General features: G+C 46.0%; 17 protein-coding genes. 12 read left to right on the top strand and 5 right to left on the bottom strand.

Annotation, left to right across the window (positions count from 1 at the left end):
- The first annotated feature begins 174 nt into the window (after nucleotides 1-174).
- The 6 genes from IEY13_RS10520 (at nucleotide 175) to IEY13_RS10495 (ending at nucleotide 9010) form a co-directional block, all read left to right on the top strand.
- On the top strand, nucleotides 175-1389 hold the full coding sequence (locus tag IEY13_RS10520) for an acyl-CoA dehydrogenase (RefSeq protein WP_444542342.1): 1215 nt from the start codon (nucleotides 175-177) through the stop codon (nucleotides 1387-1389).
- A 59-nt stretch (nucleotides 1390-1448) separates the two neighbouring features.
- Nucleotides 1449-2591, top strand: coding sequence for a hypothetical protein (locus tag IEY13_RS10515; RefSeq protein WP_188951934.1), 1143 nt, complete (start codon nucleotides 1449-1451; stop codon nucleotides 2589-2591).
- Nucleotides 2592-2628: 37 nt separating this feature from the next.
- The gene (locus IEY13_RS10510; RefSeq protein WP_188951933.1) at nucleotides 2629-3312 is read left to right on the top strand and encodes a YggS family pyridoxal phosphate-dependent enzyme; all 684 of its coding nucleotides are present in this window, start codon (nucleotides 2629-2631) and stop codon (nucleotides 3310-3312) included.
- Nucleotides 3313-3330: 18 nt separating this feature from the next.
- The gene (locus tag IEY13_RS10505) at nucleotides 3331-3954 is read left to right on the top strand and encodes an NUDIX hydrolase N-terminal domain-containing protein (protein ID WP_188951932.1); all 624 of its coding nucleotides are present in this window, start codon (nucleotides 3331-3333) and stop codon (nucleotides 3952-3954) included.
- Between the two features lie 461 nt (nucleotides 3955-4415).
- Nucleotides 4416-7400, top strand: a complete 2985-nt coding sequence (locus IEY13_RS10500) for a SusC/RagA family TonB-linked outer membrane protein (RefSeq protein ID WP_188951931.1) — start codon at nucleotides 4416-4418, stop codon at nucleotides 7398-7400.
- Nucleotides 7401-7411: 11 nt separating this feature from the next.
- A complete protein-coding gene (locus tag IEY13_RS10495; protein WP_188951930.1) occupies nucleotides 7412-9010 on the top strand; it encodes a RagB/SusD family nutrient uptake outer membrane protein in 1599 nt (532 codons plus the stop codon).
- A 124-nt stretch (nucleotides 9011-9134) separates the two neighbouring features.
- Here IEY13_RS10495 and IEY13_RS10490 read toward each other — a convergent pair whose 3' ends face one another.
- The gene (locus IEY13_RS10490; RefSeq protein WP_188951929.1) at nucleotides 9135-11042 is read right to left on the bottom strand and encodes a S9 family peptidase; all 1908 of its coding nucleotides are present in this window, start codon (nucleotides 11040-11042) and stop codon (nucleotides 9135-9137) included.
- A 201-nt stretch (nucleotides 11043-11243) separates the two neighbouring features.
- Here IEY13_RS10490 and IEY13_RS10485 point away from each other — a divergent pair, with 201 nt between their 5' ends.
- The 4 genes from IEY13_RS10485 to IEY13_RS10470 all read left to right on the top strand — a co-directional run bounded on the left by IEY13_RS10485 (nucleotide 11244) and on the right by IEY13_RS10470 (nucleotide 18018).
- Nucleotides 11244-11873 carry a TetR/AcrR family transcriptional regulator gene (locus IEY13_RS10485; protein ID WP_188951928.1) on the top strand — a complete coding sequence of 210 codons (630 nt, stop codon included), beginning with the start codon at nucleotides 11244-11246 and terminating at the stop codon, nucleotides 11871-11873.
- A gap of 286 nt (nucleotides 11874-12159) precedes the next feature.
- Complete coding sequence (locus tag IEY13_RS10480) at nucleotides 12160-13341, top strand: efflux RND transporter periplasmic adaptor subunit (RefSeq protein WP_188951927.1); 1182 nt, start codon at nucleotides 12160-12162, stop codon at nucleotides 13339-13341.
- A gap of 48 nt (nucleotides 13342-13389) precedes the next feature.
- Nucleotides 13390-16566, top strand: a complete 3177-nt coding sequence (locus IEY13_RS10475; protein ID WP_188951926.1) for an efflux RND transporter permease subunit — start codon at nucleotides 13390-13392, stop codon at nucleotides 16564-16566.
- Nucleotides 16567-16584: 18 nt separating this feature from the next.
- The gene (locus IEY13_RS10470; protein WP_188951925.1) at nucleotides 16585-18018 is read left to right on the top strand and encodes an efflux transporter outer membrane subunit; all 1434 of its coding nucleotides are present in this window, start codon (nucleotides 16585-16587) and stop codon (nucleotides 18016-18018) included.
- Nucleotides 18019-18661: 643 nt separating this feature from the next.
- Here the strand turns inward: IEY13_RS10470 and cysM are convergent.
- Both cysM and IEY13_RS10460 read right to left on the bottom strand, forming a co-directional pair.
- Nucleotides 18662-19546, bottom strand: coding sequence for a cysteine synthase CysM (gene cysM / locus IEY13_RS10465; protein ID WP_188951924.1), 885 nt, complete (start codon nucleotides 19544-19546; stop codon nucleotides 18662-18664).
- Between the two features lie 664 nt (nucleotides 19547-20210).
- Nucleotides 20211-20570: a diacylglycerol kinase gene (locus tag IEY13_RS10460; RefSeq protein WP_188951923.1), complete on the bottom strand. Its 360-nt coding sequence runs from the start codon at nucleotides 20568-20570 to the stop codon at nucleotides 20211-20213.
- A gap of 164 nt (nucleotides 20571-20734) precedes the next feature.
- Between IEY13_RS10460 and IEY13_RS10455 the strand changes: the two genes are divergently transcribed.
- Nucleotides 20735-21742, top strand: a complete 1008-nt coding sequence (locus tag IEY13_RS10455; protein ID WP_188951922.1) for an aldo/keto reductase — start codon at nucleotides 20735-20737, stop codon at nucleotides 21740-21742.
- 22 nt (nucleotides 21743-21764) lie between these two features.
- Nucleotides 21765-22676, top strand: coding sequence for a helix-turn-helix domain-containing protein (locus tag IEY13_RS10450; RefSeq protein ID WP_188951921.1), 912 nt, complete (start codon nucleotides 21765-21767; stop codon nucleotides 22674-22676).
- 134 nt (nucleotides 22677-22810) lie between these two features.
- On the opposite strand, the gene IEY13_RS10445 is transcribed toward IEY13_RS10450, so the two are convergent.
- Both IEY13_RS10445 and IEY13_RS10440 read right to left on the bottom strand, forming a co-directional pair.
- Nucleotides 22811-24301 carry a calcineurin-like phosphoesterase C-terminal domain-containing protein gene (locus IEY13_RS10445; protein WP_188951920.1) on the bottom strand — a complete coding sequence of 497 codons (1491 nt, stop codon included), beginning with the start codon at nucleotides 24299-24301 and terminating at the stop codon, nucleotides 22811-22813.
- Between the two features lie 6 nt (nucleotides 24302-24307).
- Entirely contained in the window at nucleotides 24308-25828 is a 1521-nt protein-coding gene (locus tag IEY13_RS10440; protein WP_188951919.1) for a DUF5689 domain-containing protein, read from the bottom strand.
- Nucleotides 25829-25868 lie beyond the last annotated feature (40 nt).

Below are 25868 nucleotides of genomic sequence, written 5' to 3'. Positions count from 1 at the left end.
GGGTATGTTACCGGCTCCCTTCCCGTTTGTGAATGCAATTAAATAAGAAAAGCGCAGCTGCAAATACGCTGTAATTCATTTTAAGCCTTACTTAGTAAGGGTTTAAGGGGCCTTTAAAGGGCCCCTTTTTATTTTAATAGTTTTTAATATGTAGCGGCGGAAAAATAGTTTGCTATGCAACTAACAATTGTTAGGGGTTTGCCTATATTTACGGAAGTAAAAACAGTAAGCAGTATGGATTTTCAATTCAGTGAAGAGCATTTGATGATTCAGAAGGCGGCCCGTGATTTTGCGCAAAACGAATGCCTGCCAGGTGTAATAGACCGCGATGAAAAACAACAGTTTCCCAGAGAACAGATTATGCAACTGGCCGATCTGGGCTTTATGGGTATGATGGTAGATACCCGCTACGGCGGTGCCGGTATGGACACCATTAGTTATGTGCTGGCCATGGAAGAGATAAGCAAGGTAGATGCCAGCGTAAGTGTATGTATGAGCGTAAACAACAGTCTGGTATGCTGGGGCCTGGAAACCTACGGAAGCGAAGAACAGAAGCAGCAATACCTTACCCCGCTGGCCCGTGGTAAAAAAGACGGCGAATTGTATATAGGTGCCTTTTTATTAAGCGAGCCGGAAGCTGGCAGCGATGCCACCTCACAGCGCACCACAGCAGAAGATATGGGAGATTATTACCTGCTGAACGGTACCAAAAACTGGATTACCAATGGCTCCTCTGCCAGTGTTTACCTGGTAATAGCCCAGACGGATGTAAGCAAAGGTTCGCACGGTATTAACGCGTTTATAGTAGAAAAGAGCTGGCCGGGTGTAACCGTGGCAGCCAAAGAAAATAAAATGGGCATCAGAGGCAGTGATACGCATACCATTTTGTTTAATGATGTAAAAGTGCCTAAAGCCAACCGCATAGGCGAAGATGGCTTTGGGTTTAAGTTTGCCATGAAAACGCTGGCGGGCGGCCGTATTGGTATTGCCTCCCAGGCATTGGGTATAGCCAGCGGTGCGTACGAGCTTTCTGTAAAGTATTCCAAAGAGCGCAAAGCTTTTGGTAAGGAGATTATGCAGCACCAGGCCATTCAGTTTAAACTGGCAGATATGGCCACTAAAGTGGAAGCAGCCCGTTTGCTGTGCCTGAAAGCCGCGTGGGAAAAAGACCAGCATCTGGATTATACTTTAAGCGGATCGATGGCCAAAGTATTTGCCTCTGAAACTGCTATGTGGGTAGCTACAGAAGCGGTGCAGGTACACGGCGGCTATGGATTTGTAAAGGAATATCATGTTGAGCGTATGATGCGTGATGCCAAGATTACCCAGATTTATGAGGGCACCAGCGAGGTACAACGTATTGTAATAAGCAGAAGCATACTGAAATAGATACAGGTATGGCACCTTGTTTGCGGGTTGCGGGCGTGCGAACACTGATATCCCTGATAATGACAGTTTGGCTGAGCAGCGCAATACATGCTGCTGACAGCTTAGCAACCCACCAGGTGCTTGCCCGTATAAGACAATGGCAGAAACAAACATCCGGCGACTTTCCTGCCGGTATATTTCCTGCTTACAGGGAGTATAATCGCAGAACGGTTGCCAAAGCGGATGACAATCCTTTCTTTACCGGGCTGATAGCCGTAACGCTTCAAAACCTGCGCCCGCATCTGTCACCGGAAGAGCAGTTGATTTGCGACAGTATTTGTGCAGATGCCTTGCCTGCTTACCGGTTATACAGGAACAAAAAAGGACGACCTACCTATAACTTCTGGCGTACCAACCCCACCGTTGTATTTCCACATTCAGGCTGGATAAACCTGATGAACAGAACCCATGCTTTGCCGGATGACATTGATGATACCAACATAATACTCATGGCTTCGGGGGCTGATGCAGATACGGTAAAAATAGTGCATGGCCTTATGCAGCAGCATATCAATGCAGGAAAGCATCAGAAGAAAATGCGTTATCCTGAATACCGCGGCATTCAGGCTTATTCCACCTGGTTTGGGGTTAATTTTCCGGTAGACCTGGATATATGTGTGCTCTCTAACGTGCTGTATACTTTTCAGAAGTATCGTATTCCGTTTACCAGGGCTGATTCTGCTTCATTACAGTTTATATGTACGGCTATAGATAATGGACACTACATAACCAAAGCTTCTTATGTTTCGCCACACTATGCACGTACGCCTATTATACTGTATCATCTTTCCCGGTTAATGGAAGCAGGGCCGCTGGAAGCGCTGGAACAGCGTAAGCCCGCACTGATTGCAGAAGCCCGCAGACAGTTTGATTCGGCAGTAAATCCTTTAGATAAAATAATGCTGGCAACTGTATTAATGCGGTGGCAGCAACCGGTGCCTGCTATAGCATGGCAGGCCGACCAAAGTGTGTTCTCTTATTTTGAAGATAACGACTTTGCATTTTTTGTGGCCAGTATGACTTCCATTTTGCCAGACCCGTTACGGCAGTGGGTTGGTAGTACCGGAACCGGACGCTTTTTCTATTATTGCCCTGCCTATAACGATTTGCTGTTGCTTGAATATCTGGTATTACAACAGCAGTTACAAAACACAGGCAGATGATAAGCTTACCAGGATTATTTTTGCGCAAAACACAGTTATGGCAGTAAACGAAGCGGCGTATAAAGGAATAGTGGACGCACTGGCACCTGCTGGTGTAACCCTGGTGGCAGTAAGTAAAATTAAACCTGCTGCAGATATACAGGCGTTATATGATCTGGGGCAACGTGATTTTGGTGAGAACTACGTTCAGGAGGTTATGGAAAAGCAGGCTGTATTACCTGCAGATGTACGCTGGCATTTTATTGGCCATCTGCAAAGCAATAAGGTTAAATATATTGCCCCTTTTGTGCACCTGATACATGGTATTGACAGCGAAAAGCTGTTGGCTGAGGTAAACAAACAGGCTAAAAAGAATAACCGGGTTATTGATTGTCTGTTACAGGTACATATTGCCCGGGAAGAAACCAAGTTTGGGCTGGATGCCACTGAGCTGGATGCATTGCTGCAAAAAGTAGTAACAGAACAGGCCCAATGGGCTAACATACGCATATGTGGTTTAATGGGTATGGCTTCCTTCAGCGAGGATAACGAACAGGTGCGTTCTGAATTTGCCTTTATTCACGGTTTGTTTAAACAGCACCAACCCGTAACTGCTCCTAACTGCACGCTTTCCACCCTTTCTATGGGCATGAGTGGTGATTATAAGATGGCTATAGAAGAGGGCAGTACCATGGTACGCATAGGTAGCCTGCTGTTTGGCAGAAGAGATTATCAAAAATAACCAGTTATACTATATTTTATGAGTGATTCACCCAGTACCCTTGCGCAAAGAACAAAATCTATTGCAGATATAGGCCTGTTATATAGTAAAGATGCGTATGACCGGGAGCGTTATACAGAATTGCACGAGCTGGCACTGGAGTTACTGGGACAACTGATTGATAAACCGGTGGAAGTGGTAAAAGATTTTTATACCGCTGTTACAGATTATCCTACACCTAAAGTAGATATACGTGGTTTTGCTGTAAATGATAAAAACGAGATACTGCTGGTAAGAGAAGGGGTAGGCAAATGCTGGACCTTACCCGGTGGTTGGGCAGATATAGGGTTAACACCTGCTGAGGTAGTAGTAAAGGAGTTTAAAGAGGAAACCGGCCTGGCCGTAAAGCCGGAACGTTTACTGGCTGTTTTTGATAAGAAAATGCACCCGCACCCGCCGCAGCCTTTTTATGTATATAAAATGGTTATTCTTTGTTCCATAACCGGAGAGCTATCCTTTAAAGCCGGGCATGATATGCTGGAGTCTGCCTTTTTTCCGGTAAGCGGGTTACCGGAGTTATCACTGGATAGAATTTTAGCATCGCAGATTCAGCTGCTGCACAGCAACTATGTAAATAATGTATTAATGCCGGTGTTAGATTAAATATATAACACACCTGTTTGAATAAGTTGGGCGCCTACAGGGCGCCCTTTTTGTTTTAGCAGATAACTTCATATGGCTTTTCAGGTGTTTCTACGCTATGTGAATAAATGGTAAGTAGTAGGGTAATCCTGTTTCCGGAGTGATACTTTTTTGCAATGTTGAAACACTCTTTTGGAGGAAGAAATGAAAACTGTTCTGATATATTAATTTATAAATGCTTTGTTGTTCAGTGTTTTAAGTGATTAGCTGTGGCTGCTATTCAGCTGTTCTATCATCTTTTCTGTATTTATTTAACCGCTTATAAACAGGATACGATTTACAAATAAATAGTTAATATATGGTAAATGGGGTACCAGGTACACAAGTAATTTAGATAACATAAAACGGTTGCTGTTAGCCAGGTTGGCCAAATTACCAATACTGCTGATAATTAATTATTTAATCATTACTAATAACTGAGTATGAGAAAGCCTAATAGGTGCTACCTTGTTGTATGCACTTTACTGTTTGCTTTGTTATTGCTGAATGCGCCCTTGCTGCACGCGCAAAAAGCAGTTTCCGGTTTTGTAAAAGATAAAAACAAGGCGCCGCTTAGGGGCGTTTCTGTTATTGTAAAAGGAAAGAGTAACGGTACTGTTACCAACGATTCCGGAAGATATACTATTACGGTTCCCGCGGGTGATAGTATTCTTGTATTTACTGCAGCAGGCCTTAAAAGTGTAGAGGCTTCTATTCTGCGCCTTTCCGATGACATTATTTTAACAGACGACTATGCTAAACTGGATGAGGTGGTAGTGGTGGGTTATGGCACGCAAAAAAGAAGGGAGGTTACCGGTGCGGTAGCTACTATTAAAGCAGAGAATTTTACCGCCGGTGCTATCAGAGATGTATCTGAGGCTATCAGAGGTAAGGTTGCCGGCTTAAACGTTACCAGCGGTTCGGGCAATCCTTCTGCTACTTCCAGTGTTAATTTAAGGGGCTATGCCTCACTGGCAGGAAGCACTTCTCCGCTGATATTGATTAACGGTATTCCGGGTGGGTTTAACACGGTTGCGCCGGAAGATGTTGCTTCTATTGATGTATTGAAAGATGCGTCTGCTGCAGCCATTTATGGCTCACGCGGTGCCAACGGTGTAATACTCATTACCACTAAGTCTGCGGGCAATGAAACACCTACTTCTCTTACTTACTCCGGTTACGGTTCGGTATCAGCGTTTGCTAAAAAAGCAAAATTTCTTACGGCAGATAAAATGCGCGAGCTAAAGAGCAGTGGTGTAAACGTGGGTATGACAGATAAGGGGCTGAATACAGACTGGTTGGGGCTGATTACCAGAACAGGTAATATGCATAACCACAACGTAAGTATGAAAGGTGGTAACCGCCGCTCAAGTTATGTAGCCAACGTAAACTATAATAATCAGAATGGTGTATTTAAGAATACTTATAACCAGGAGCTGAAAGCTACGCTGGATTTTTACCATTATATGTTTGACGACAGGCTGAAAATTAACCTGAATCTGATTAAGGGATTTCAGAAGCAGGATGTGGCTAACAATCTGTTTGGTGCTATGGATATTGATAACCCCTACAGACAGGCGAACAACCACAACCCTACAGACTCTGTAACCAACTTCCGTGGCAGATGGTATGAAAGCAACACGCCTTTGCAATATTATAATCCGGTGGCGATTATTAATGAAACGCTGGGTGAAACAGAGAATGAATGGACCCGCCTTTCTGGTAACATCGGGTTGAATATTGTAAAAGGCTGGGATATGAACCTGTTATTGTCTACCAATAGAAACAGCGGCAATTCCGGTTCGTACGAAACCTGGAAACACTATTCCACTACGTTACAGGGAAGAAACGGTGTAGCTAACGTGGCTACCAGCAGAAGTAAAACTGATAATCTGGAATTGACCACTACTTATAGAAAAAACTGGAAGGGGCATAACTTTACCCTCCTTGGCGGTTACAGCTACCAGTATAATGTAAACGATGGTTTTAATGCCTATAACTTCGACTTTCAGCACGATGTATTGAGTTACCATGATATCTACTGGGGTAAGGCCTTGCCTGATGGCAGAGGTGCAAGCATGGGAAGCAATAAGAATGACAACAAGCTGATTGCTTTTCTGGGCCGTATCAATTACTCCTACGATAATCGTTATACCATAATGGCTAGCATCCGCAGAGAAGGTTCTTCTAAGTTCGGTGCTAATCACAAGTGGGGTAATTTCCCTTCTATCTCTACCGGCTGGACACTCAGCAATGAGTCTTTCCTGAGAAATGTTTCAGGTATTAATTTATTAAAACTGCGTGCAGGCTGGGGTATTACCGGTATTGCGCCAGCCAGTTCTTATTTGTCCCTGGCCACCTATGAGTATGGAACTATTTTCAAGAATGGCGACGAATCTATTTATCCGCTGAGACCAGGACAGAATCCGAATCCCAACCTGCGTTGGGAAAAATCTACCGAGTTTAACTTCGGTTTAGACTTTGCACTGCTGAACAACCGCCTGAGTGGTAGCATTGACGTGTACAATAAAGAAACGAAAGATCTGCTCTGGAACTATCCGGTACCATCTCCGCCCAATTTCTCCACTGTTACCGTGGCTAACGTAGGTCGCATGCGTAATAAAGGCGTAGAGATTTTACTGAATGCGGTGCCTGTAAAGAACAGAAATTTCAGCTGGAATTCTTCCCTCACGTTTTCTCACAATGCTAACAAACTGATGAGTTTGTCTAACGACTTTTATCAGATTGATCAGAACAGGCTGGAGTTTGGTGGTATTACCGAGCCTATTTCTATACTTTCTCACCGCCTTGAAGTGGGTATGCCACTGGGCAACTTTTATGGCTTTAAAAGCGTAGACATTACCGACAATGGCCTGTGGATTATAGAAACGGCCAAAGGCGAGCGGAAAACGTTAGCAGCAGACATGCTGGGTAAAGATGAGTTTCGCCAGTACCTGGGTAATGGTATTCCTAAATATACCGGTGGGTGGACCAACACTTTCAATTACAAGGGCTGGGATATGAGTGTGGTATTAACAGGTGCTTTCAGCTATCAGATCCTTAACTCTCAAAGAATGTTTTACGAAAACCCCAATATTCCTTTCAATGTGCTGGAGAGTGCGTATGATAAGGTATATGGCAAGGCTGTGTTAAAATATCCTCAAACGTATGTAAGCTACTATCTGGAAAACGGTAACTATGTTAAACTGGATAACATTACCATTGGTTACTCACCCAAATTTCAGGCTAACAAATACATTAAATCTTTAAGAGTATATGCAAGCGGTGCCAACCTGGGGTATATAACTGGTTATAAAGGCCTGGATCCTGAAATTATAAGGAACGACGTTCGTATCGCGGGCATAGATGACCGCGATAAGTATCCCTCTATCAGAACTTTTACTATTGGTGTTAACGCAACCTTTTAAAACTTACTGACATGCGTATTTTAAATATAAAGAAGACTGCTGTTTTTATCGCCCTTGGTATTGGATTTTCTGTTTCTTGTACCAGGCTGGATGAAAATTTATATGATATTATATTGCCGGAAGATATTACGTTTACCGACAAGGACGCTATACCCATTATGGCACCTGCCTATGCAGCATTCCGGGCGGTGTATTTTGGATGGGATGGTATGTTTGATGCCTCCGAAGATGTATCTGACCTGGCGGTTACGCCCTATAGGGTAGGCGTTGGCTGGGGAGATTACTACATAACTCTGCACCAGCATACCTGGAATAGCACTACAGGGCCGGTAGAGGCAATATGGAGCACCTGCTACGACGGTGTTAACCTTGCCAATAAAGCAATTTACGATCTGGAAAAGATAGAAAGCCTGGCCAACAAGGATGTTTACGTAGCAGAAATGCGGGCACTCAGGGCTGTTTACTACTATATACTGCTGGATTACTACCGCAACGTGCCGCTGGTAACCAAATTTGATGTTGAGCAGGGGTATTTGCCTGCACAGAATACGGCGCAGGAAATATACACTTTTGTAGAAACGGAGTTAAAGGCTGTGATGGATAAGCTGGACACCAAAACCACAGATAAAAGCTATGGACATATGAATAAATGGGCGGCGAAGATGACGCTGGCCAAATTGTATCTGAACTCTAAAGTGTATTTAGGCGTGGAGAAGTGGGATGATGCGCTGGCCCAGGTGAATGAGGTTATTGACAGTAAATTGTTTAGCCTTGCCCCTAATTATGCAGATCCTTTTAAAGATGATAACTCAAAATCAGTAGAGCAGATTTTCTCCATTCCCTACACAGAGGTTACTGCGGGCGGTTGTTATTATCCATATAAATCGCTTCATCCCGGCAGCCAGGCTACTTTTAAAATGGTTGCAGGCCCCTGGGGAGGCGGTACAGGTATGATACCGCAGTTTATGGACACTTACGACCCGGCTGATAAAAGATTGAATACTTATCTGAGAGGCCCCCAGGTTGATTACAATGGGGCGCCTATTATGGTGGAAGGTAAACAGCTGAATTATGTAAACTACATTACTTCGGTAGATGATGCGCTGCCTGAGCAGGGATACAGAATGGTAAAGTGGGAGATAAGAATAGGGCTGAACGGTAACCAGGGTAATGATGCACCATTATATCGCTACACGGATGCGCTGATGATTAAGGCCGAGTGTTTATTGAGAAAAGGACAGGCTGCTGAAGCTGCGGAAATTGTAACACAGGTTCGCCAGCGCGATTTTGGCGAGGCTGACAAGGCCAAAGCCACTGTTACAGGCGCGCAGTTACTGGGTGGCAGCACTTATAACTATGGTACTTACAAAAACGGTGTAATTACCAAACCGGAAGGTGGGGCTGATATTCAATATGGCCGCTTTCTGGATGAGCTGGCCTGGGAATTTGTAGGTGAAGGACGGCGCCGGCAGGATCTGATACGGTTTGGAGTGTTCTCTACAAAATCGTGGTTAAGCCACACGCCTAAAGACGCGCATATCAACATTTTCCCTATACCCTTTTCTGCCATGAATACCAATGCGAAACTGAAGCAGAACCCAGGCTATTAATATTGTGGTGGAAATGTTTATTATGATGCTTTGAGAAATGACTGGCCGGAGGGGTTAGATACCTCTGATAATAGTTTGAATAACAAAAACGGTGTACCTGAATCAGATACACCGTTTTTGTTTATTATAGGGTTTCTTTCAACCACTTGTAAAACTCCCGCTGCCATACAATAGCGTTCTGCATGTTCAGCACCCAATGGTTTTCATCGGGGAAGTACAGGAACCGGCTTTTGATGCCTCTTAACTGAGCGGCCTGAAATGCCTGCTGACCTTGCTCAATAGAAACGCGGTAGTCTTTGCCACCTTGTATAATCATGATAGGGGTGTTCCACTGATCTACGTAGTTGCTGGGGCTTTGGCTAAAGGAGCGTTGGGCTACTTTGTTTTTGCTATCCCAGTAAGGGCCGCCTTTTTCCCAGTTTTCAAAAAACATTTCATCGGTAGTGCCGTACATGCTTCTGAAATCGTATACGCCATCATGGCTGATGAAGCTTTTGAAACGTTTGTTGTGCATACCTGCCAAACGGAATACAGAAAAGCCGCCAAAGCTGGCGCCTACGCAACCCAGTCGGTTTTTATCAACAAAAGATTCTTTAGATACATTATCAATAGCACTCAGGTAATCGTTCATTACCTGGCCCCCCCAGTCTTTACTTACCTGCTCGTTCCATTGGGTACCGTGGCCTGGCATACCTCTGCGGTTAGGTGCTACCACTATATAACCCTGCGAAGCCATCAGCTGAAAGTTCCAGCGGAAAGAGTAGAACTGGGTTAAGGCAGATTGCGGGCCGCCCTGGCAATACAGCAGGGTAGGGTATTTTTTAGATGCATCAAAGTTGGGAGGATATACTACCCATACCAACATCTGCTTGCCATCGGTGGTTTTTACAAACCTTCTTTCGGTTTTGCAGAGGCCGATGGTTTTATAGGCTTCATCGTTTACATGTGTAAGCTGTGTCATGCTGCCGGTATTAATATCAACCGTGTACAGCTCTGCTGCGTGGTTAATATCGGTGCGGCTTACAATCAGCTTATCACCGGTTTGGGCCACAATAGCGGCAACATCAAAATCGCCTTTGGTAATTTGTTTTACATCGGGCACTTTCATCAGCATGCCGGGGTTATCAACCACAAACAGCTGCAGGGTACCATTAACAGGGGCAATGAAAAACAGGTTGCGGTCGTCTGTGCTCCATTTAAAGCTTTCTACATGTATGTCATCGCGCAGACCGGTAAGGTTGGTGCGGGTGCCGTTGTTTACTACTACCAGGTCCTGCTTATCACTTTCGTAACCATCTCTTTTCATGCTCAGCCAGGCCAGTGTACCTTTGCTGTTGAAAGCAGGGTTAATATCATAACCAGCGTTTTGCTCCGTAAGGTTGGTGGTGCTGCCGGTAGCCATATCATACTCATACAAATCTGTATTGGTGCTTATGGCATAGTCGGTACCAAACTTTTTCTTGGTTACATATACTATCTTTTTGCTGTCGGGGCTCCAGATAAAGTCTTCATCGCCACCAAAAGGCTTCTGCGGGCAATCGTACAGTTCGCCGGGCATAATGTCTTTAGCCGCGCCTGCTTTACCACTGTTATAAGGTGCTACAAATACGTGATCAAACTTGCCATCTTCCCAGGTATCCCAGTGGCGGTAGTTGAGGTTATCGTAAATCTGTACATTAGAATTCTTCAGTTCAGGGTAAAAGTCGCTGCCGTTTACGTTCTTCAGTTTTACGGCATCGCTGCTGAGTATATAGCTGCCATCGGGGGAGATGCGGTCGTTAACTACCAGTTCATCCGTATTGGTTACTTCTACCGGCGTACCGCCTGTTACAGGTATTTTGTAGCTTTTGCGGTTGTTTTTATTGGCTCCCACATCGGGCGTGGTTACGCTGTATACTACAAATTTTTGATCCTTCGTCAGGCCCACTGCGTTTACACGCCCCAGTTTCCACAACAATTCAGGTGTCAGCTGCCCTTGCGCCATCCCTGCCAGGGAAGACAGCAGCAAACCTGTGATGAGAACATGCTTCATATTTTTATTCCTGTTTTATAGTGGCGGCAAGATACTGAATAGTAAGTGAGTGCGTATTTGCCTGGGGCAGTTGGCAGCAGCAACAACCTGTTAAAGAAACCCGAAAGCGGGTACAAACCAGGAAAATTTCACAAAAAAAAGTGTGCGGAATTGAAAAATGTGTAGTTTTGCTAACGGTGTTAACTTTTTTAATAGCGTAATATGGGAGTCAAAGAAAGGAAACTCAGGCAGAAAGAAGAGGTGCGTTGCCAGATTTTGACGGCTGCCTGGGACATTGTGGAAGATGAAGGTTGGAATGCCCTGTCTATGCGCAGAATTGCGGATAAGATTGAATATTCTGCCCCCATTATTTACGGCCATTTTGAAAACAAGGAAGCATTACTGATGGAGTTTACCCGTCAGGGCCACATAAAGCTACTGCAACTGGTAAAAGAAGCAAAGGAGCGGTTTGAAGATCCGGCGCAGCAACTGGAAGCAATGTGGATGGCGTACTGGGATTTTGCTTTTGAAAATACGCCTTACTATCAGTTAATGTTTGGAGTGGAAATGGGCTGTTGTGAATGGAAGGCAAACGAAATTCCCGAAGTAGCAGAAGGGCGTAAGGTAATAGATGGGGTACTGCAACAGTTAATTGCCAGCAGTAAAAATCCGGATGCTGATTCCTGTTTAAAGTTCTATAGCTTATGGTCGGTAGTGCATGGGTTAATATCCATTAACCTTACCCGCAGAATGTACGATGAGCGGGCTTTCAGAGAAGACGGACACGGAGATTTAAACCAGGCAATATTGAAAGATGCCATCAGTGGCATTATCAACAGAATAAAAGAGTAATAGCGGGAAAGAGCAGACGAAACACAGTTTACAGGCATAGCCTGTTTTTTTCCAGAGAAGGTTAACAGTGGTAAATATGTTTACAGCCGTAAAGAATAAGAGGAAGCAGACAAATAACACAAGAGGTGACAGGGGGAAGCTATATTTTTTTGCCAACGGGTTAACGGTGTTAGATTTATTATAAACGTTACAAACAATAACACGTTGATTAAAACCTACTAACATACAATCAGGACTACCGCGCACTCTCCGGTGCGCATCATATAAACAATCAAAATAGACAAATATGGAATCGTTATTACTGAAAGCTCGCCTTTACAGGCAGGCATGGCCGGTTATTGCCGTGATTGCAGCTGTTACTTTATCGGGCTGTGAGTCAAGCACCGCAGGCAACAACTTTACGCCACCACCACAGGAATTACCTGTTTTACCCGTTAACAATACATCTGCCACCACATTTCAGGAGTTCTCTGCCACTATTGAAGGCACGGTGAACGTAGAACTGCGTCCGCAGGTAGATGGGTATTTAGAAAAGATTTTTGTAGATGAAGGTGCGTTTGTAAGCAAGGGGCAACCATTGTTTAAAATCAACGACAGAAGCTACAACGAAACGGTAAACAATGCCAGCGCTAATGTACAGGCCGCTAAAGCCAACGTGGAAAAGGCTGCTATTGAAGTAAACCGTTTAACGCCACTGGTACAGAACAATGTTATATCCGATGTGCAGCTGAAAGCAGCACAGGCAGCGTACGATGCGGCCAAAGCCAGCCTGCAACAGGCACAGGCTTCGGGCAATAGTGCTGGTATTAACCTGGGTTATACCCTTATTACGGCACCGGTTAGCGGTTACATTGGTCGCATTCCTTTTAAAACCGGAAGCCTGGTAGGCAGGGGAGAAGCATTACCGTTAACGGTAATTTCTGAAATCAAAAATGTATACGCTTACTTTTCTATGAGTGAGAGTGACTTTTTACAGTTCACTAACCAGAGCGCCGGCAAAACTGTAGCTGAAAAAATTAAGAGTTTACCACCGGTTGAACTGCAACTGGCAGATAAAAGCATTTATGCGGAAAAAGGAAAAATTGAACTGATGGAAGGCCAGTTTGATAAAAACATGGGTACCATCACCTTCAGAGCCGTATTCCCTAACGAAGCAGGTATACTGCGTTCCGGCAACACCGGTAAGGTGCGCATACCGCATAACAGCGGCGCTGTATTAGCGGTGCCACAACAGGCTACTTACGAACTGCAGGATAAGGTATATGTGTTTGCCCTGGCTGATAGCAACAAGGTTACCAGCAAGCTGATACATATTACCGGCCGTACAGAAACGTATTATCTGGTAGACAAAGGCATTACGCCGGGTGAAAAAATTGTGTTTACAGGGCTGGATCGTTTGCGTGACGGCGTGGTGATTAAACCACAGGAGTTATCGGCAGACAGCGTACTGAAGGCGATGCCTCTGTAGCCATTGCTTCACGAAAACGTATCGATTTGATTTAATACAATCTCTTTTATGTTTAAGAAATTTATTGAGCGGCCGGTGTTATCAACGGTCATATCTATCCTATTGCTATTACTGGGCGGTTTATCGGTATTCAACCTGCCAGTTACCCTGTTTCCGGATATAGCACCACCCAGTGTACTGGTAACTGCCAACTACCCTGGTGCGAATGCTGAGGTGGTAGCCCGTTCGGTAGCTACCCCGCTGGAAGAAGCCATTAACGGTGTAGAGAACATGACTTACATGACCTCTAACTCCAGTAACGATGGCAGCATGTCGCTGACTGTATATTTTAAGCAGGGTACCGATCCGGATATTGCGGCGGTAAACGTGCAGAACCGTGTATCTAAAGCCACCAGCCAGATTCCTCAGGAAGTAGTGCAGGCGGGTATTTCCACACAAAAGCAACAGAACAGTATTATCATGTTCGTGGGGCTGAAGTCGGAAGACAGTGCGTATGACGAAACGTTTCTGCAGAACTATATTAAGATTAACCTGATACCCAAACTGCAGCGTATACCCGGTGTAGGTGATGCACAGCCTTTTGGTACCAAGGATTACTCTATGCGTATCTGGTTAAAGCCAGAGCGTCTGGTGGCTTACAATCTGTCGCCCCTGGAAGTAACCAATGCTATTAAAGATCAGAGTCTGGAAGCGGCTCCCGGCCGTTTTGGCCAGAGCAGTGGTCAGGTGTTTGAATATGTATTGAAGTACAAGGGCAAGCTGAATAAGAATGAAGAGTACGAGAATGTAATTATCAAATCAAACACAGATGGTTCGGTAGTGCGGTTGAAAGATGTGGCTCGTGTGGAGTTTGGTTCTTATACGTATTCTTCCAATACCAAACTGAATGGCTTCCCCGCTTCTGGTGTGGCTATTTTCCAAACGGCTGGTTCTAACGCCAACGACATTCTTACCGAGGCAGAAAAACTGGTAAACAAGTTTTCCAAAGAACTGCCTAAGGGTTTAAGCACCACTATCATGTATAACTCTAAGGAGTTTCTGGACAGCTCTATCGAGCAGGTGCAGCATACACTGATAGAGGCGTTTATTCTGGTGTTTATTGTGGTGTTCATCTTCCTGCAGGATTTCCGGTCTACCCTTATTCCTGCCATAGCCGTACCTGTAGCTATTATTGGTACCTTCTTTTTCCTTAACCTGTTTGGCTTTACCATTAACCTGCTTACGCTGTTTGCGTTGGTACTGGCCATTGGTATTGTGGTGGATGATGCCATTGTGGTGGTGGAAGCGGTACACTCTAAAATGGAGCATACGCACTTACCGGCGCGGGCAGCTACCATTACTTCTATGAATGAAATATCGGGCGCCATTGTATCTATTACGCTGGTAATGGCTGCGGTGTTTGTGCCGGTGGGCTTTATGCAGGGCCCTGCTGGTGTGTTCTACCGCCAGTTTGCGTTTACGCTGGCTATCTCTATTTTAATTTCTGCGGTAAACGCGTTAACACTCAGCCCTGCTTTGTGTGCGCTGTTTCTGAAGAGCCCTGCCGGAGCGCCGGGTGAGCACCATGGTAAAAAGTCAGGTTTTGGCAGCCGTTTCTTTAATGCGTTTAACGCCGGCTTCCAGGGCATGACCAATAAATACATTAAGAGCCTGCAGTTTCTGTTCCGTAAAAAGTGGGTAGGTATCAGCGCGCTGGTGCTGGTAACCGTTGCTACCATATTTATGATGCAGCGTACCCCTTCCGGTTTTATTCCCACGGAAGACCAGGGCTTTCTGCTGTATGCGGTAAATACCCCTCCGGGTAGTTCGCTGGACAGAACGCATAAGGCGATGGCTAAGATTGACAGCATTATTAAGCAAGACCCTATTGCAGACAAGCGTTATAATGTGGAAGGCCTGAACTTCATATCTAACGCAAACGCTTCTCCTTACGGCGCTGGCTTTGTACGTATGAAGCCTTATGATGAAAGAGGTGCAGTGAAAGATCTAAACGTGATTACGGCCAACATGACGGCTAAGATTGCTACAGAGGTGAAAGATGCCAATGCATTCTTCTTTACCTTCCCCACCATACAGGGTTTTGGTAACGTAGCAGGCTTTGAGTTTATGTTGCAGGATCAGACAAACGGTTCGCTGGATAAACTGGGTGCTACTGCCAACCAGTTTCTGGGTGCGTTAATGCAGCGTAAAGAAATTGCGTATGCGTTTACCACGTTTGCTTCGGGTAATCCGCAATATCAGATTGAGATTGACGATAACAAAACCAAGCAGCTGAACGTATCGGTAAGTGAATTGTTACGCACCATGCAGATTTACTATGGTAGTAGTTTTGTGAGCGACTTTAACCGCTTTGGTAAATACTACCGGGTAATGGCGCAGGCAGATGTGCCTTACCGTGCAGATGCCGCATCGCTGAACAATATTTATGTAAAGAATACCACGGGGCAAATGGTGCCGGTAAACCAGCTGGTTACCCTGCACCGTGTGTACGGCCCTGAAACGGTTACCCGTAACAACCTGTACAATGCGGTTACTATTAACGGTGTACCTAAACCAGGTTACAGCACCGGTGATGCTATTAAGGCTATTGAAGAAACGGCAGAACAGGTATTGCCAAGAGGTTATGGTTATGAGTGGACGGGTATGACCCGTGAGGAGAAGAAAGCCGGTTCGCAAATCATATTCATATTTGCGCTGAGCCTGGTGTTTGTATACTTTTTGCTGGCAGCCCAGTACGAAAGCTATATTCTTCCGATGGCCATTATCCTTTCTGTACCGGTAGGTATATTCGGGGTGTTTGCGTTTATTAAGTCCGTTGGGGTAGATAACAACATTTACGTGCAGGTGTGTTTGATTATGCTGGTGGGGCTGCTGGCCAAAAACGCCATCCTGATTGTGGAATATGCCGTACAGCGCCGTCAACAGGGTATGGAAATTATCGCTGCTGCACTGGAAGCTTCCCGTTTACGTCTGCGTCCTATTCTTATGACATCCTTTGCCTTTATTGTGGGCCTTATTCCATTGCTGCGTGCCAAAGGTGCTTCTGCACTGGGTAACCATTCCATTGGTGCAGGCGCCATCGGCGGTATGTTAAGCGGTGTGGTACTGGGTGTGTTTATTGTACCGGTGTTGTTTATCATATTCCAATCGCTGCAGGAGAAGGTGAAACCCAATAAGGTAGTGTTACCTGCGGAGCCTTCTTCTCATGAAATTTCATTAGACTAATTCGTGTAAACTTTTTATATGCAACACAAAACATTTTTTAAGATACTCCCCCTGCTTACACTGGCTGGCGGCCTTTACTGGACGAGCTGTTCGTCTGGTAAAGCCAACCAGAAGGTTCAGGTAGAGCTGCCCGCTGCTTTTGATAGCAGCGCGGCAGCCGGGGTGGAGTACGATACGGCTGGTATAGCTGCTATTCCGTGGCAGAATTTTTTTGGCGATACAGCTTTAAAAGCACTGATTGGTAAAGCCATTGCTAACAACTTTGACCTGCAGGTAGCCGTAAAACGCACCGAGGCTGCACAACAGCAGTTGTTACAGGCAAAAGCTGCGTTTGGCCCTACGGTTAACTTTCAGGTGTCGGGGCAAATCAGCCGCCCGTCAGACAACAGCTTAAATGGCTTAAGTCTGGGTGCATTCCTGGGCCGTAGTTATCTGGAAGATTATACTGCAGCTGTAAACGTTGGCTGGGAAGCAGATATATGGGGTAAAATTAAAGGACAGAAGGAAGCTGCCCTGGCTACTTACCTGCAAACCTATGAAGGTAGCAGGGCTGTACAAACCCGTTTAATAGTAACGGTAGCAGATGGGTATTACAACCTGCTGATGCTGGAAGACCAGCTGGATATTGCGCGTAAGAATCTGGAACTGGCCAATCAGGTACTGAAGATTACCAGACTGCTGCGCGATGCGGGTGAAGCTACCACACTGGCTATTGAGCAGGCACAGGTGCAGCAACAAAGCACTGCCTTACTGGTGCCGCAACTGGAGCAGGCCAGAGGCATTCAAATGAATGCACTGCGTTTGTTAACCGGCGAAATGCCGGGTGCTGTTAACCATGGCAGCAGCCTGCGTGCAGTAACGGTAACGGATACTTTATCTACAGGCGTACCTGCCCGTATGGTAAAGGTCAGGCCCGATGTGCGTGCTGCTGAACTGGCTTTACAGGCTGCTAATGCCCGTGTGGGTGTGGCACAGAAAAGTATGTATCCTGTGCTGAACATTACCGCGCAAGGCGGCCTTAATTCTTTTCGCAACAGCAACTGGTTTAACATTCCCGGTTCTTTATTTGGTTTGGCAGGTGGTGCTATTGCACAGCCGTTGCTGCAAAAACGCCAGTTAAAAACACAACTGGCCACTGCTAAAATTAACAGAGAAGAAGCCGTGATTCAATTCAGACAAAGTGTGGTAACTGCCGTGAAGGAAGTGTCTGATGCGATGATTCAGATAAAACAGTTAAAGCAACAACAGGTAATTGCCCAGGCTAAAATAGATACGCTGCAACAGGCTATGCGTAATGCAGATATGCTGTTTAAAGCCGGTATGGCCAATTATCTGGAAGTAATAACTGTACAAAGCAACAAGTTACAGGCTGAGCTGGCTATGTCAGACATTACCCGCCAGCGCCTTTCTGCCGTAGCGGCTTTATACCGGGCGCTGGGTGGTGGTAATTAATTGTTCAATCAGTTTATCGCAAGGGAAGAGTGCCTTTGGAAAGGAGGGAGTTGAGTTGATAGTTGATAGTTTGAAGTTGGGAGTTTTAGTTGGGAGTAGTGAGTTTGGAGCAGGTATTTACAGGAGAGGATTAACAAGGGGAGTGATTGACGGAAAGGAAGTGATATAATAAGAAGGGATATATAGAGGAGAGGTAAGTCTGCTTAGTGATTGGATGTGCGAATGATAGTTGTGGAGATATTGGTAAGGATATGTGTAACAGATGAGTGTAAGTTGCGATAGTGTGTTAAGGAAGTGTGGGACTGGGAGTAGTACAAAGTTTGTGTGAGGAAAGCCCCGGTGTTGAGAGGTTGTAGTGTAACCTGGTGCAGCAGTTAGTTTGGGTTAGGTAGTAAGGGCATGTGAATATGGCTGCTGCGCCCGGTGGAGGGGCTGATGGTAAATGCTTGTAGTGAGGAGTGGAAGGTTTAACAGAAAGGATATGGAACGCTGAACTTCCTGGTCTGGCGCTCCTCCCGCGAAGACTGATGCATTGAACGTTTATATGATTTGGTATGGGCCTTGAAAACACCAAAAACGTGAGCTAAGGAGTTTCTCCCGCTCACGTTTTTTTATGTTGTAAACCTGTAAGGGTGGTTATTGATTACTTATCGAAGAGATTGGAAGAAAGATACCGGTCGCCACGGTCGCAAATGATGCATACTATTACGCCGGATGGTAGCTTATTGGCGAGCGTAACGGCTGCGTGAACAGCACCGCCGCTGCTCATGCCGCAAAACACGCCTTCTTCTCTGGCCAGTCTTTTGGTCATGGTGCGGGCATCGGACTCTGCTACTTCAATTACCCGGTCAATGCGGGAGCGGTCGAATATTTTAGGCAGGTAGGCTTCGGGCCATTTGCGGATGCCGGGTATGGAAGAACCATCGGTAGGCTGGCAGCCTGCAATTACAATATCTTTATTTACTTCCTTTAAAAACTTAGATACGCCCATAATGGTGCCGGTGGTACCCATGGCAGATACAAAATGGGTTACTTTGCCCTCTGTGTCGCGCCATATTTCCGGGCCGGTGGTGCGGTAGTGCATTTCGTAGTTGTCGGGGTTGGCAAACTGATTCAACATCAGATAACCACCGTTGGCTACCTGTTCAGTGGCGTAGTCAATAGCGCCTTCCATAGAGCGTTCTTTGGGGGTAAGAATTACTTTGGCACCAAAGGCTTCCATAGTAAGTACACGCTCGCGGGTGGCATCTGCGGGCATTACCAGTTCTATTTCCACGTTAAAAAGAGAGGCTATCATGGCCAGGGCTATGCCGGTATTGCCGCTGGTAGCTTCAATCAGTTTCATACCGGGCTTCAGTTCGCCGCGGTCCAGCGCGCCCTTAATCATGCCATAGGCCGCGCGGTCTTTTACACTGCCGCCTGGGTTGTTACCTTCCAGCTTGGCGTAAATGGTTACATTCTTATTCTGTGTTACATTTTTCAGTTCTACAAGAGGGGTATTTCCTACCAGTTCAAGTATGCCAGCCATAAGTTGGTTCTGTTGGTTTGTTCGCTAAAGTATGGCTCAAAGGTAGGGTTTTAGGGTAGTAAATGGGAACCGGCGGGGTAGTTTTAGGGGAGCGGGCGTGGGCCTGACACAGACTGAGCGGGTAGCAGCAGGTGAAAAAACAGGCCGTTATCCCAGTGATGGTGGGAAGAAAGCTGCAGCTGGCGGAACATTCCGGTAAGTTAACCCACTACGCTGGTCAACTCAGCAAAATAAAGCCTGATAGTTAACAGCGCTCCGGGCATCCCTTAGTTTCTTTGCGTGAACAGAGGCACCTTTCGCGCCATTTCTTCTGAGCTTTTGGCAAACTTGTTTACCAAACACACGCACCCTGCAACTTGCCGGGCAAGCTCACCCGGCATTTCGCCCAGCCCTCCGGCCATTCCGGCGGGCCCGCCGGAATGATCAGACAGCCCTGCGGACAACCGGGAGGGCTGGCGGAACAAATGGCAGAGCTGGCGGATGAATCGGGCGGGCCCGCCGGAATGATCAGACAGCCCTGCGAACAACCGGGAGGGCTGGCGGAACAAATGGCCGGGCTGGCGGATGAAACGGGAGGGCCCGCCGGAATGATCAGACAACTCTGCGAACAACCGGGAGGGCTGGCGGAACAAATGGCAGGGCTGGCGGATGTTATCCTGCTTTTTTATAATTTGGGTATAAACACAATCAGGCCGGTAATAACCGCAAAAACAGCGGCTACCAGTACTGCCCCGGAGGCAATATCTTTAATATCCTTAACCGCATCACTACGTTCTGGGCTCAGGTGATTCATTATTTTTTCAATGGCAGTGTTAACCATTTCTGCTACCCATACCAGGGTTATACAGCCGCAGATGGCTATCCATTCCATAGGGGAAATGTGAAAAAGAAAACCAGCGGTAACTACGGCAATGGTGGCGGCAAAGTGTATCCACGCGTTATGCTCGGTGGTTACAAAGGTTACAATGCCTGCCCAGGAAAAAACAAAGCTTTTTAAACGGGCTTTCCAGGAAAATGGTTTCATTACAGTAGCTGTTTAAGGATAAATATACTGTGTATTACTAACCGGAACATTAAAAAAGGGCGTGGCCGGAAATGGCTACTACTGTCCCTGATATGGCTAACTCCGCAAAACAGCCTGTCGGTAATTTTGTGGCTGTTATTGAGAAACACAAAAAACGGAACGTTATGATTAACAAAAAAACAGCGTTAGGAAAGGAAGGATTGGTAGTGCCGGGTATTGGCCTGGGTTGTATGGGTATGACCACTATTGCAGGCGCAGATATTTATGGTAAGTCAGACGAAGCAGAATCTATCAGAACCATTCACCGTTCGCTGGAACTGGGTGGTAATTTTCTGGATACGGCAGACCTGTACGGGCCGCTGCTGAATGAAAGGCTGATAGCCAAGGCCATTGCAGGCAACCGGCAGCAGTACATTATCGCTACCAAATTTGGGTTTGAAGTGGATGATAATGAGCAGCTTACCTGGAAATTCAATGGCAAAAAGGAGTATGTAAAGAAAGCAGCAGAGCGCTCATTAAAAAATCTGGGTACGGATTACATTGATCTGTATTACCTGCACAGGGTTGACCCGGAAACGCCCATTGAAGAAACGGTAGAGGCTATGGCTACGCTGGTAAAAGAAGGAAAGGTGAAGTACATAGGCCTTAGTGAGGCATCGGCACAGACTATCCGCCGGGCGCATGCCATACATCCGCTGGCGGCAGTGCAAACGGAATATTCTTTGTTTGAAAGAACGGTGGAAGAAGCGCGTATTACCGATACGCTGGCAGAACTGGGTATAGGGCTGGTAGCCTATTCGCCGCTGGGCAGGGGTTTTATTTCGGGAGATATTAAAAGCCCTGATGATTTTGCTGCCAACGATTTCCGCCGTACTATACCCCGTTTTCAGGGGCAGCAGTTTTATAAAAATCTGGAACTGCTGGGGGCTATTGAGAAAATGGCCGCAGAAAAAGATATTACGCCTTCTCAACTGGCCATAGCCTGGGTAATAGCAAAAGGGCATCTGCCTATTCCTGGTACCAAACGCGTAAAGTATGTGGAGCAGAATATTGCGGCTGCCAATATAGAACTGAGTGCGGCAGAGATGGCGCAACTGGAAGCTATTGTACCTTTGGGGCTAAGCACAGGCGACCGCTATGATGCGGCAGGCATGAGCTGGATAGATCAATAATGATTCACCTCATTCATACGTTATGAAAAAGCATCTTCCCAATCCAATACATATCAGCCATATAAGTGAACTGCACCGTATGAATACTGTGCCTTTACCAGAGCATCCGCTGGTGAGTGTAGTACACTTTAATGATATTGCGCAATCCCCTGCTGACTTTAGCGGGGGATTGATTATGGATTTTTACATGATTGCCATTAAGAAAGACTTTAGTGGTAAAATACGGTACGGCCAGAATTACTATGATTTTGATGAGGGGGTATTGTCTTTTATAGCACCAGGTCAGGTTTGTTATGAAGATACCAGCGACCGGCCGCGCGGTGGTTGTATGCTTATGTTTCACCGGGATTTTATTAAAGGGTTTCCGCTGGCAAAGACTATAGGAGGATATAGCTTCTTTTCCTACGAGGTAAATGAGGCTTTGTATCTGAGTGCGAAAGAGGAGGCGATGATTGAAAGTATTTTCCGGAATATTGAGCAGGAATATCGCTTGCCTATTGATCATTTTAGCCAGCAGGTGATTATTTCGCATATAGAACTGCTGCTTACTTATGCCAACCGGTATTATAACCGGCAGTTTATTACCCGTAAGCTAGCCAATACCGATTTGCTTACGAAGCTGGAAGCTTTACTGGATAATCATTTTGCAGCGCCGGAAGTAAACGGGTTGCCAACCGTAAAGGAAGTGGCGGCGCAACTGAATGTATCGCCCGATTATCTGAGTGATATGTTACGCAGCCATACAGGACAGAACACCCAGCAGCACATTCACAACCGGTTGATTGAAAAAGCGAAGGAAATACTGAGTACCAGCCGGCTTTCTGTAGCGGAGGTAGCTTATCAGCTGGGGTTTGAGCATCCGCAGTCGTTTCATAAATTGTTTAAGAAGAAAACAAATTATTCGCCGTTGGAATACCGGCAGCTGTTTCAATAGCAGGGGGGCGGTTTCTTAGTTATTTTAGCGAAACAGTATAAAAACCAGTGGCCCACATTGCGGGCCACTGGTTACCTTGTTGAAGCGCATTTTTTGCGTAAGCGCCTGTAAAGGGATGTTGGGGGATATGCTAATTAACTAAAGCTGATGGTATCTTCATATACATTGCCAAAGCGGTCTGTAGCGCGCACGGTAATTTTTTGTACGCCGGCAGAGGGTTTGGCAAAGAACATATGATCGTTCAGGGTAGGCTCTACCCATTTGTGTTTTTTAGGAAACTGAGGGCCAGAGTATAGTTCCGCTGCCCACGGATCGTAGGCTACGCGCTTCTCCATATTACCCTTCAGTACGCCATCTTCCAGATATTCTACTTTCCATTTGCTATCGTAGTTCCAAACGTTGGCGCAAAACTCATCAGGTGCATCTTTCAGGCGACCTTTGGCATATACCCGTACCTGCTTTTCTTTGGGTAACCCGGTAGATTTGTAATACCATTTAATGTCTGAGCCATCTACTTCATACACGCCATAACCTGCGGGTGTTCCATCGCCGCAGATAGGGCCCGTCCACCAGGCACCGCATACCGTACCATGGTTGTGTTCCATCATATCGCCTTCTTCCCAGTTATCGTTAAAATGGGTGTGGCCGCTCATAATATGCACTTTAAACGGAGCCAGCAGTTTGTACAGCTGTTTTCTGTTTGAAACGGTGCCACCAAACTCTTCGTCTTTTTTATCTCTTTTAGGCTGGCCGGTAAGCGTAGGTATGTGCAGGCTAACTACTACGGTGCTGCCGGGTTTAACGGTAGCCAGATCCTGTTCCAGCCAACGCAGCTGGTTTTCGGTAATATAGCCGATGTACTTTTTGGCGGTGCCGATAAAGAAAACATCATCCAGTACTACATAATGTATATCGCCGCGGTTGTAAGAATAATAAGTAGGGCCGAATTGTTGTTTAAAGGTTTTGGCAGAACCGTCGTCGGTACGGGCATCAATATCCATATCGTGGTTGCCAATAAGGTTGTAGAAAGGTACACCGGTAATTTCTACTGCCTGTTTGTAGTCTTCAAACAATTCAAAATGGTCCCACACCAGATCGCCGCAGCCTATGCCGTGCCACAGGGTACCTGCAGGGTAACTGGCTACCAGCGCTTTTAAATCCGGTGCAGACTGTGTTTTCAGCAGGTCTGCATCTTTCTCAGATATAATCTGCGGATCGGCCCACACCACAAAGTTGTGTTTGCGATCGTCTACCGATAGTTTGGTGAGGTTGAAGTCGTTTACCTGTGTGCTGCTTTTGGTAACAGGTTTATAAAAAGCGGCAATGCCTTTTTCTTCCGGTATAGCGTAACCGGCAGGCAGGCTTATGTATACAAACTCCGCGGTAGCATTACTCTTCAGCTCGTAGCGGCCGCTTCTGTCGGTTTGGGTAATATTAATGCCATCTGTTACAGATACACCTGCAATACCGCTGCCCTGGCTTTGTACTTTGCCTTTAAGGGTAATTACAGAAAGGTCTACACCGCCTGCTGTTTTGGTATCAGGCTGCGCTTTCAGTAAGGAGGGCAGGGCAAACAGTGACCCTGTTAACCCCGCATTCTTTAAAAAATCTCTTCTATCTAACATTTTTATTTATTTAACAGTGGTGGCACCGGTGCCTTCAATTTCTACCAGTGTAGAAGTTTTGGTAAGGGTAACATTGTTTTGCGCACGGGCGGTAGTCCATCTGCCCAGTTCTGTGTTGTATACACCACCCAGCATGATAAAGTAACCTACGTCTGCTGTGTTATAAGCCAGATTAAGCGTATTGGTACCCTGACGGTAATAAGGTTGATCTGCCAGGGTAATGGGGTTCTTTACATCATACCAATCGGTATTGGCTATTTTATAACCTTTGGCGGGCGGGCCCGCGGTAAACAAACTGCCACCTGTTGCGGTAAAAATTACATCAACAGGTTTGGAGTTTACCGTTACATTGCTATGGTCAAATACCGCAATACCAAATGCGTTACCGCTGTTGGCCAGCAGGTTGGTGGTTTTGGTGCCAAAACCATCGCCTGCGGTAGTGGAATAGTTGAAGGAGCGTATCCAGTTAGAGGTGGCGATAGAGGTAGAGTTATCGCCATTAATCAGTTTGCTGCCTGCACCCACATAAAAGAAAGTGCCTTTGGAAGCACGGCCCGATGTAAGATTGAATTTATAGGTACGTATGTCGCCGGCAGCCCATCCGTTGGTGGGAAAGCCGGTAGGAGTAGAAGCATTGGCGTTATTGGTGGTTACAACGGCAAACGGCGTTTCTGCAAAGTTGATATCCTGTGTAGCAAGCAGCTGAATATATTCGTTGTTGGCATCGGTACCTTTTACATCGCTGATAAAACCAGCAATTACTACCGGAGGTATTTCAATTACAGAACTCAGGGTTACTTTATCTGCACCCGTGCGTATTCTGAATTGAGGGGCCAGGCTGTCGCCAATAAGCTTATTAAATACAATACCATAGTAGTTGGCTAATACCGGAACAGAATCGCCCGAGAATTTTGCGCCGGCTTCTGTATGCAGGGTAATGTTACCAAAGCCATCATTCAGCGTTTTATCGCCAGACATAACATCTTTGGGAGAAGGCAACGGATCAAAGCCGCCCTTTACAATGGCAGACAGTGTGCTTTCGTAATCACCAGGGTTGGCCAGCATCTGGCTGGTGGTTACTTTGTTTAACGGAATTTCTACATGGGTGGCTACGCGGGTAATATCGCCTTCGGTAATATTGGCAATCTGTAATATGCCTTCTTTTCGGGTTAAGGTTTTACCAGCTACGTTAATCAGCAATGAGTCTCCCGGAACAAAGCTGCCAGCAGCGGCGCCCAGTGGAATGGAAATACCCCGCAGCTTCTCTAACCGGCGTTTATCCTGCACTACCAGCAAACCGGCAGGCAGGTTGCTGCCGGAGTGATCTGATACTACTACCACAGCCAGCTGACGGGAACCGAACATGTTTTCTTCGGTCAGCACCAGGTCCTGCCCTTTGTACATGGTTCTGATATCGTACAGGGCTATAAACGGGCTAATTTCACCACCCGGATAGTTATTTTTTTTGCAACCCCATATAAAGGGTATCAATAGAAGAAAGCAGGAATATATTGTTAACTTTTTCATTGTCTGGTATTGATTATTCACCATTTTTAATACAACTGTG

It is taken from the genome of Filimonas zeae, from assembly GCF_014641615.1.
GTDB lineage: Bacteria > Bacteroidota > Bacteroidia > Chitinophagales > Chitinophagaceae > Filimonas > Filimonas zeae.
The sequence above is the reverse complement of the archived record's forward strand: the minus strand, read 5'-3'. Positions and strand labels throughout refer to the sequence as shown.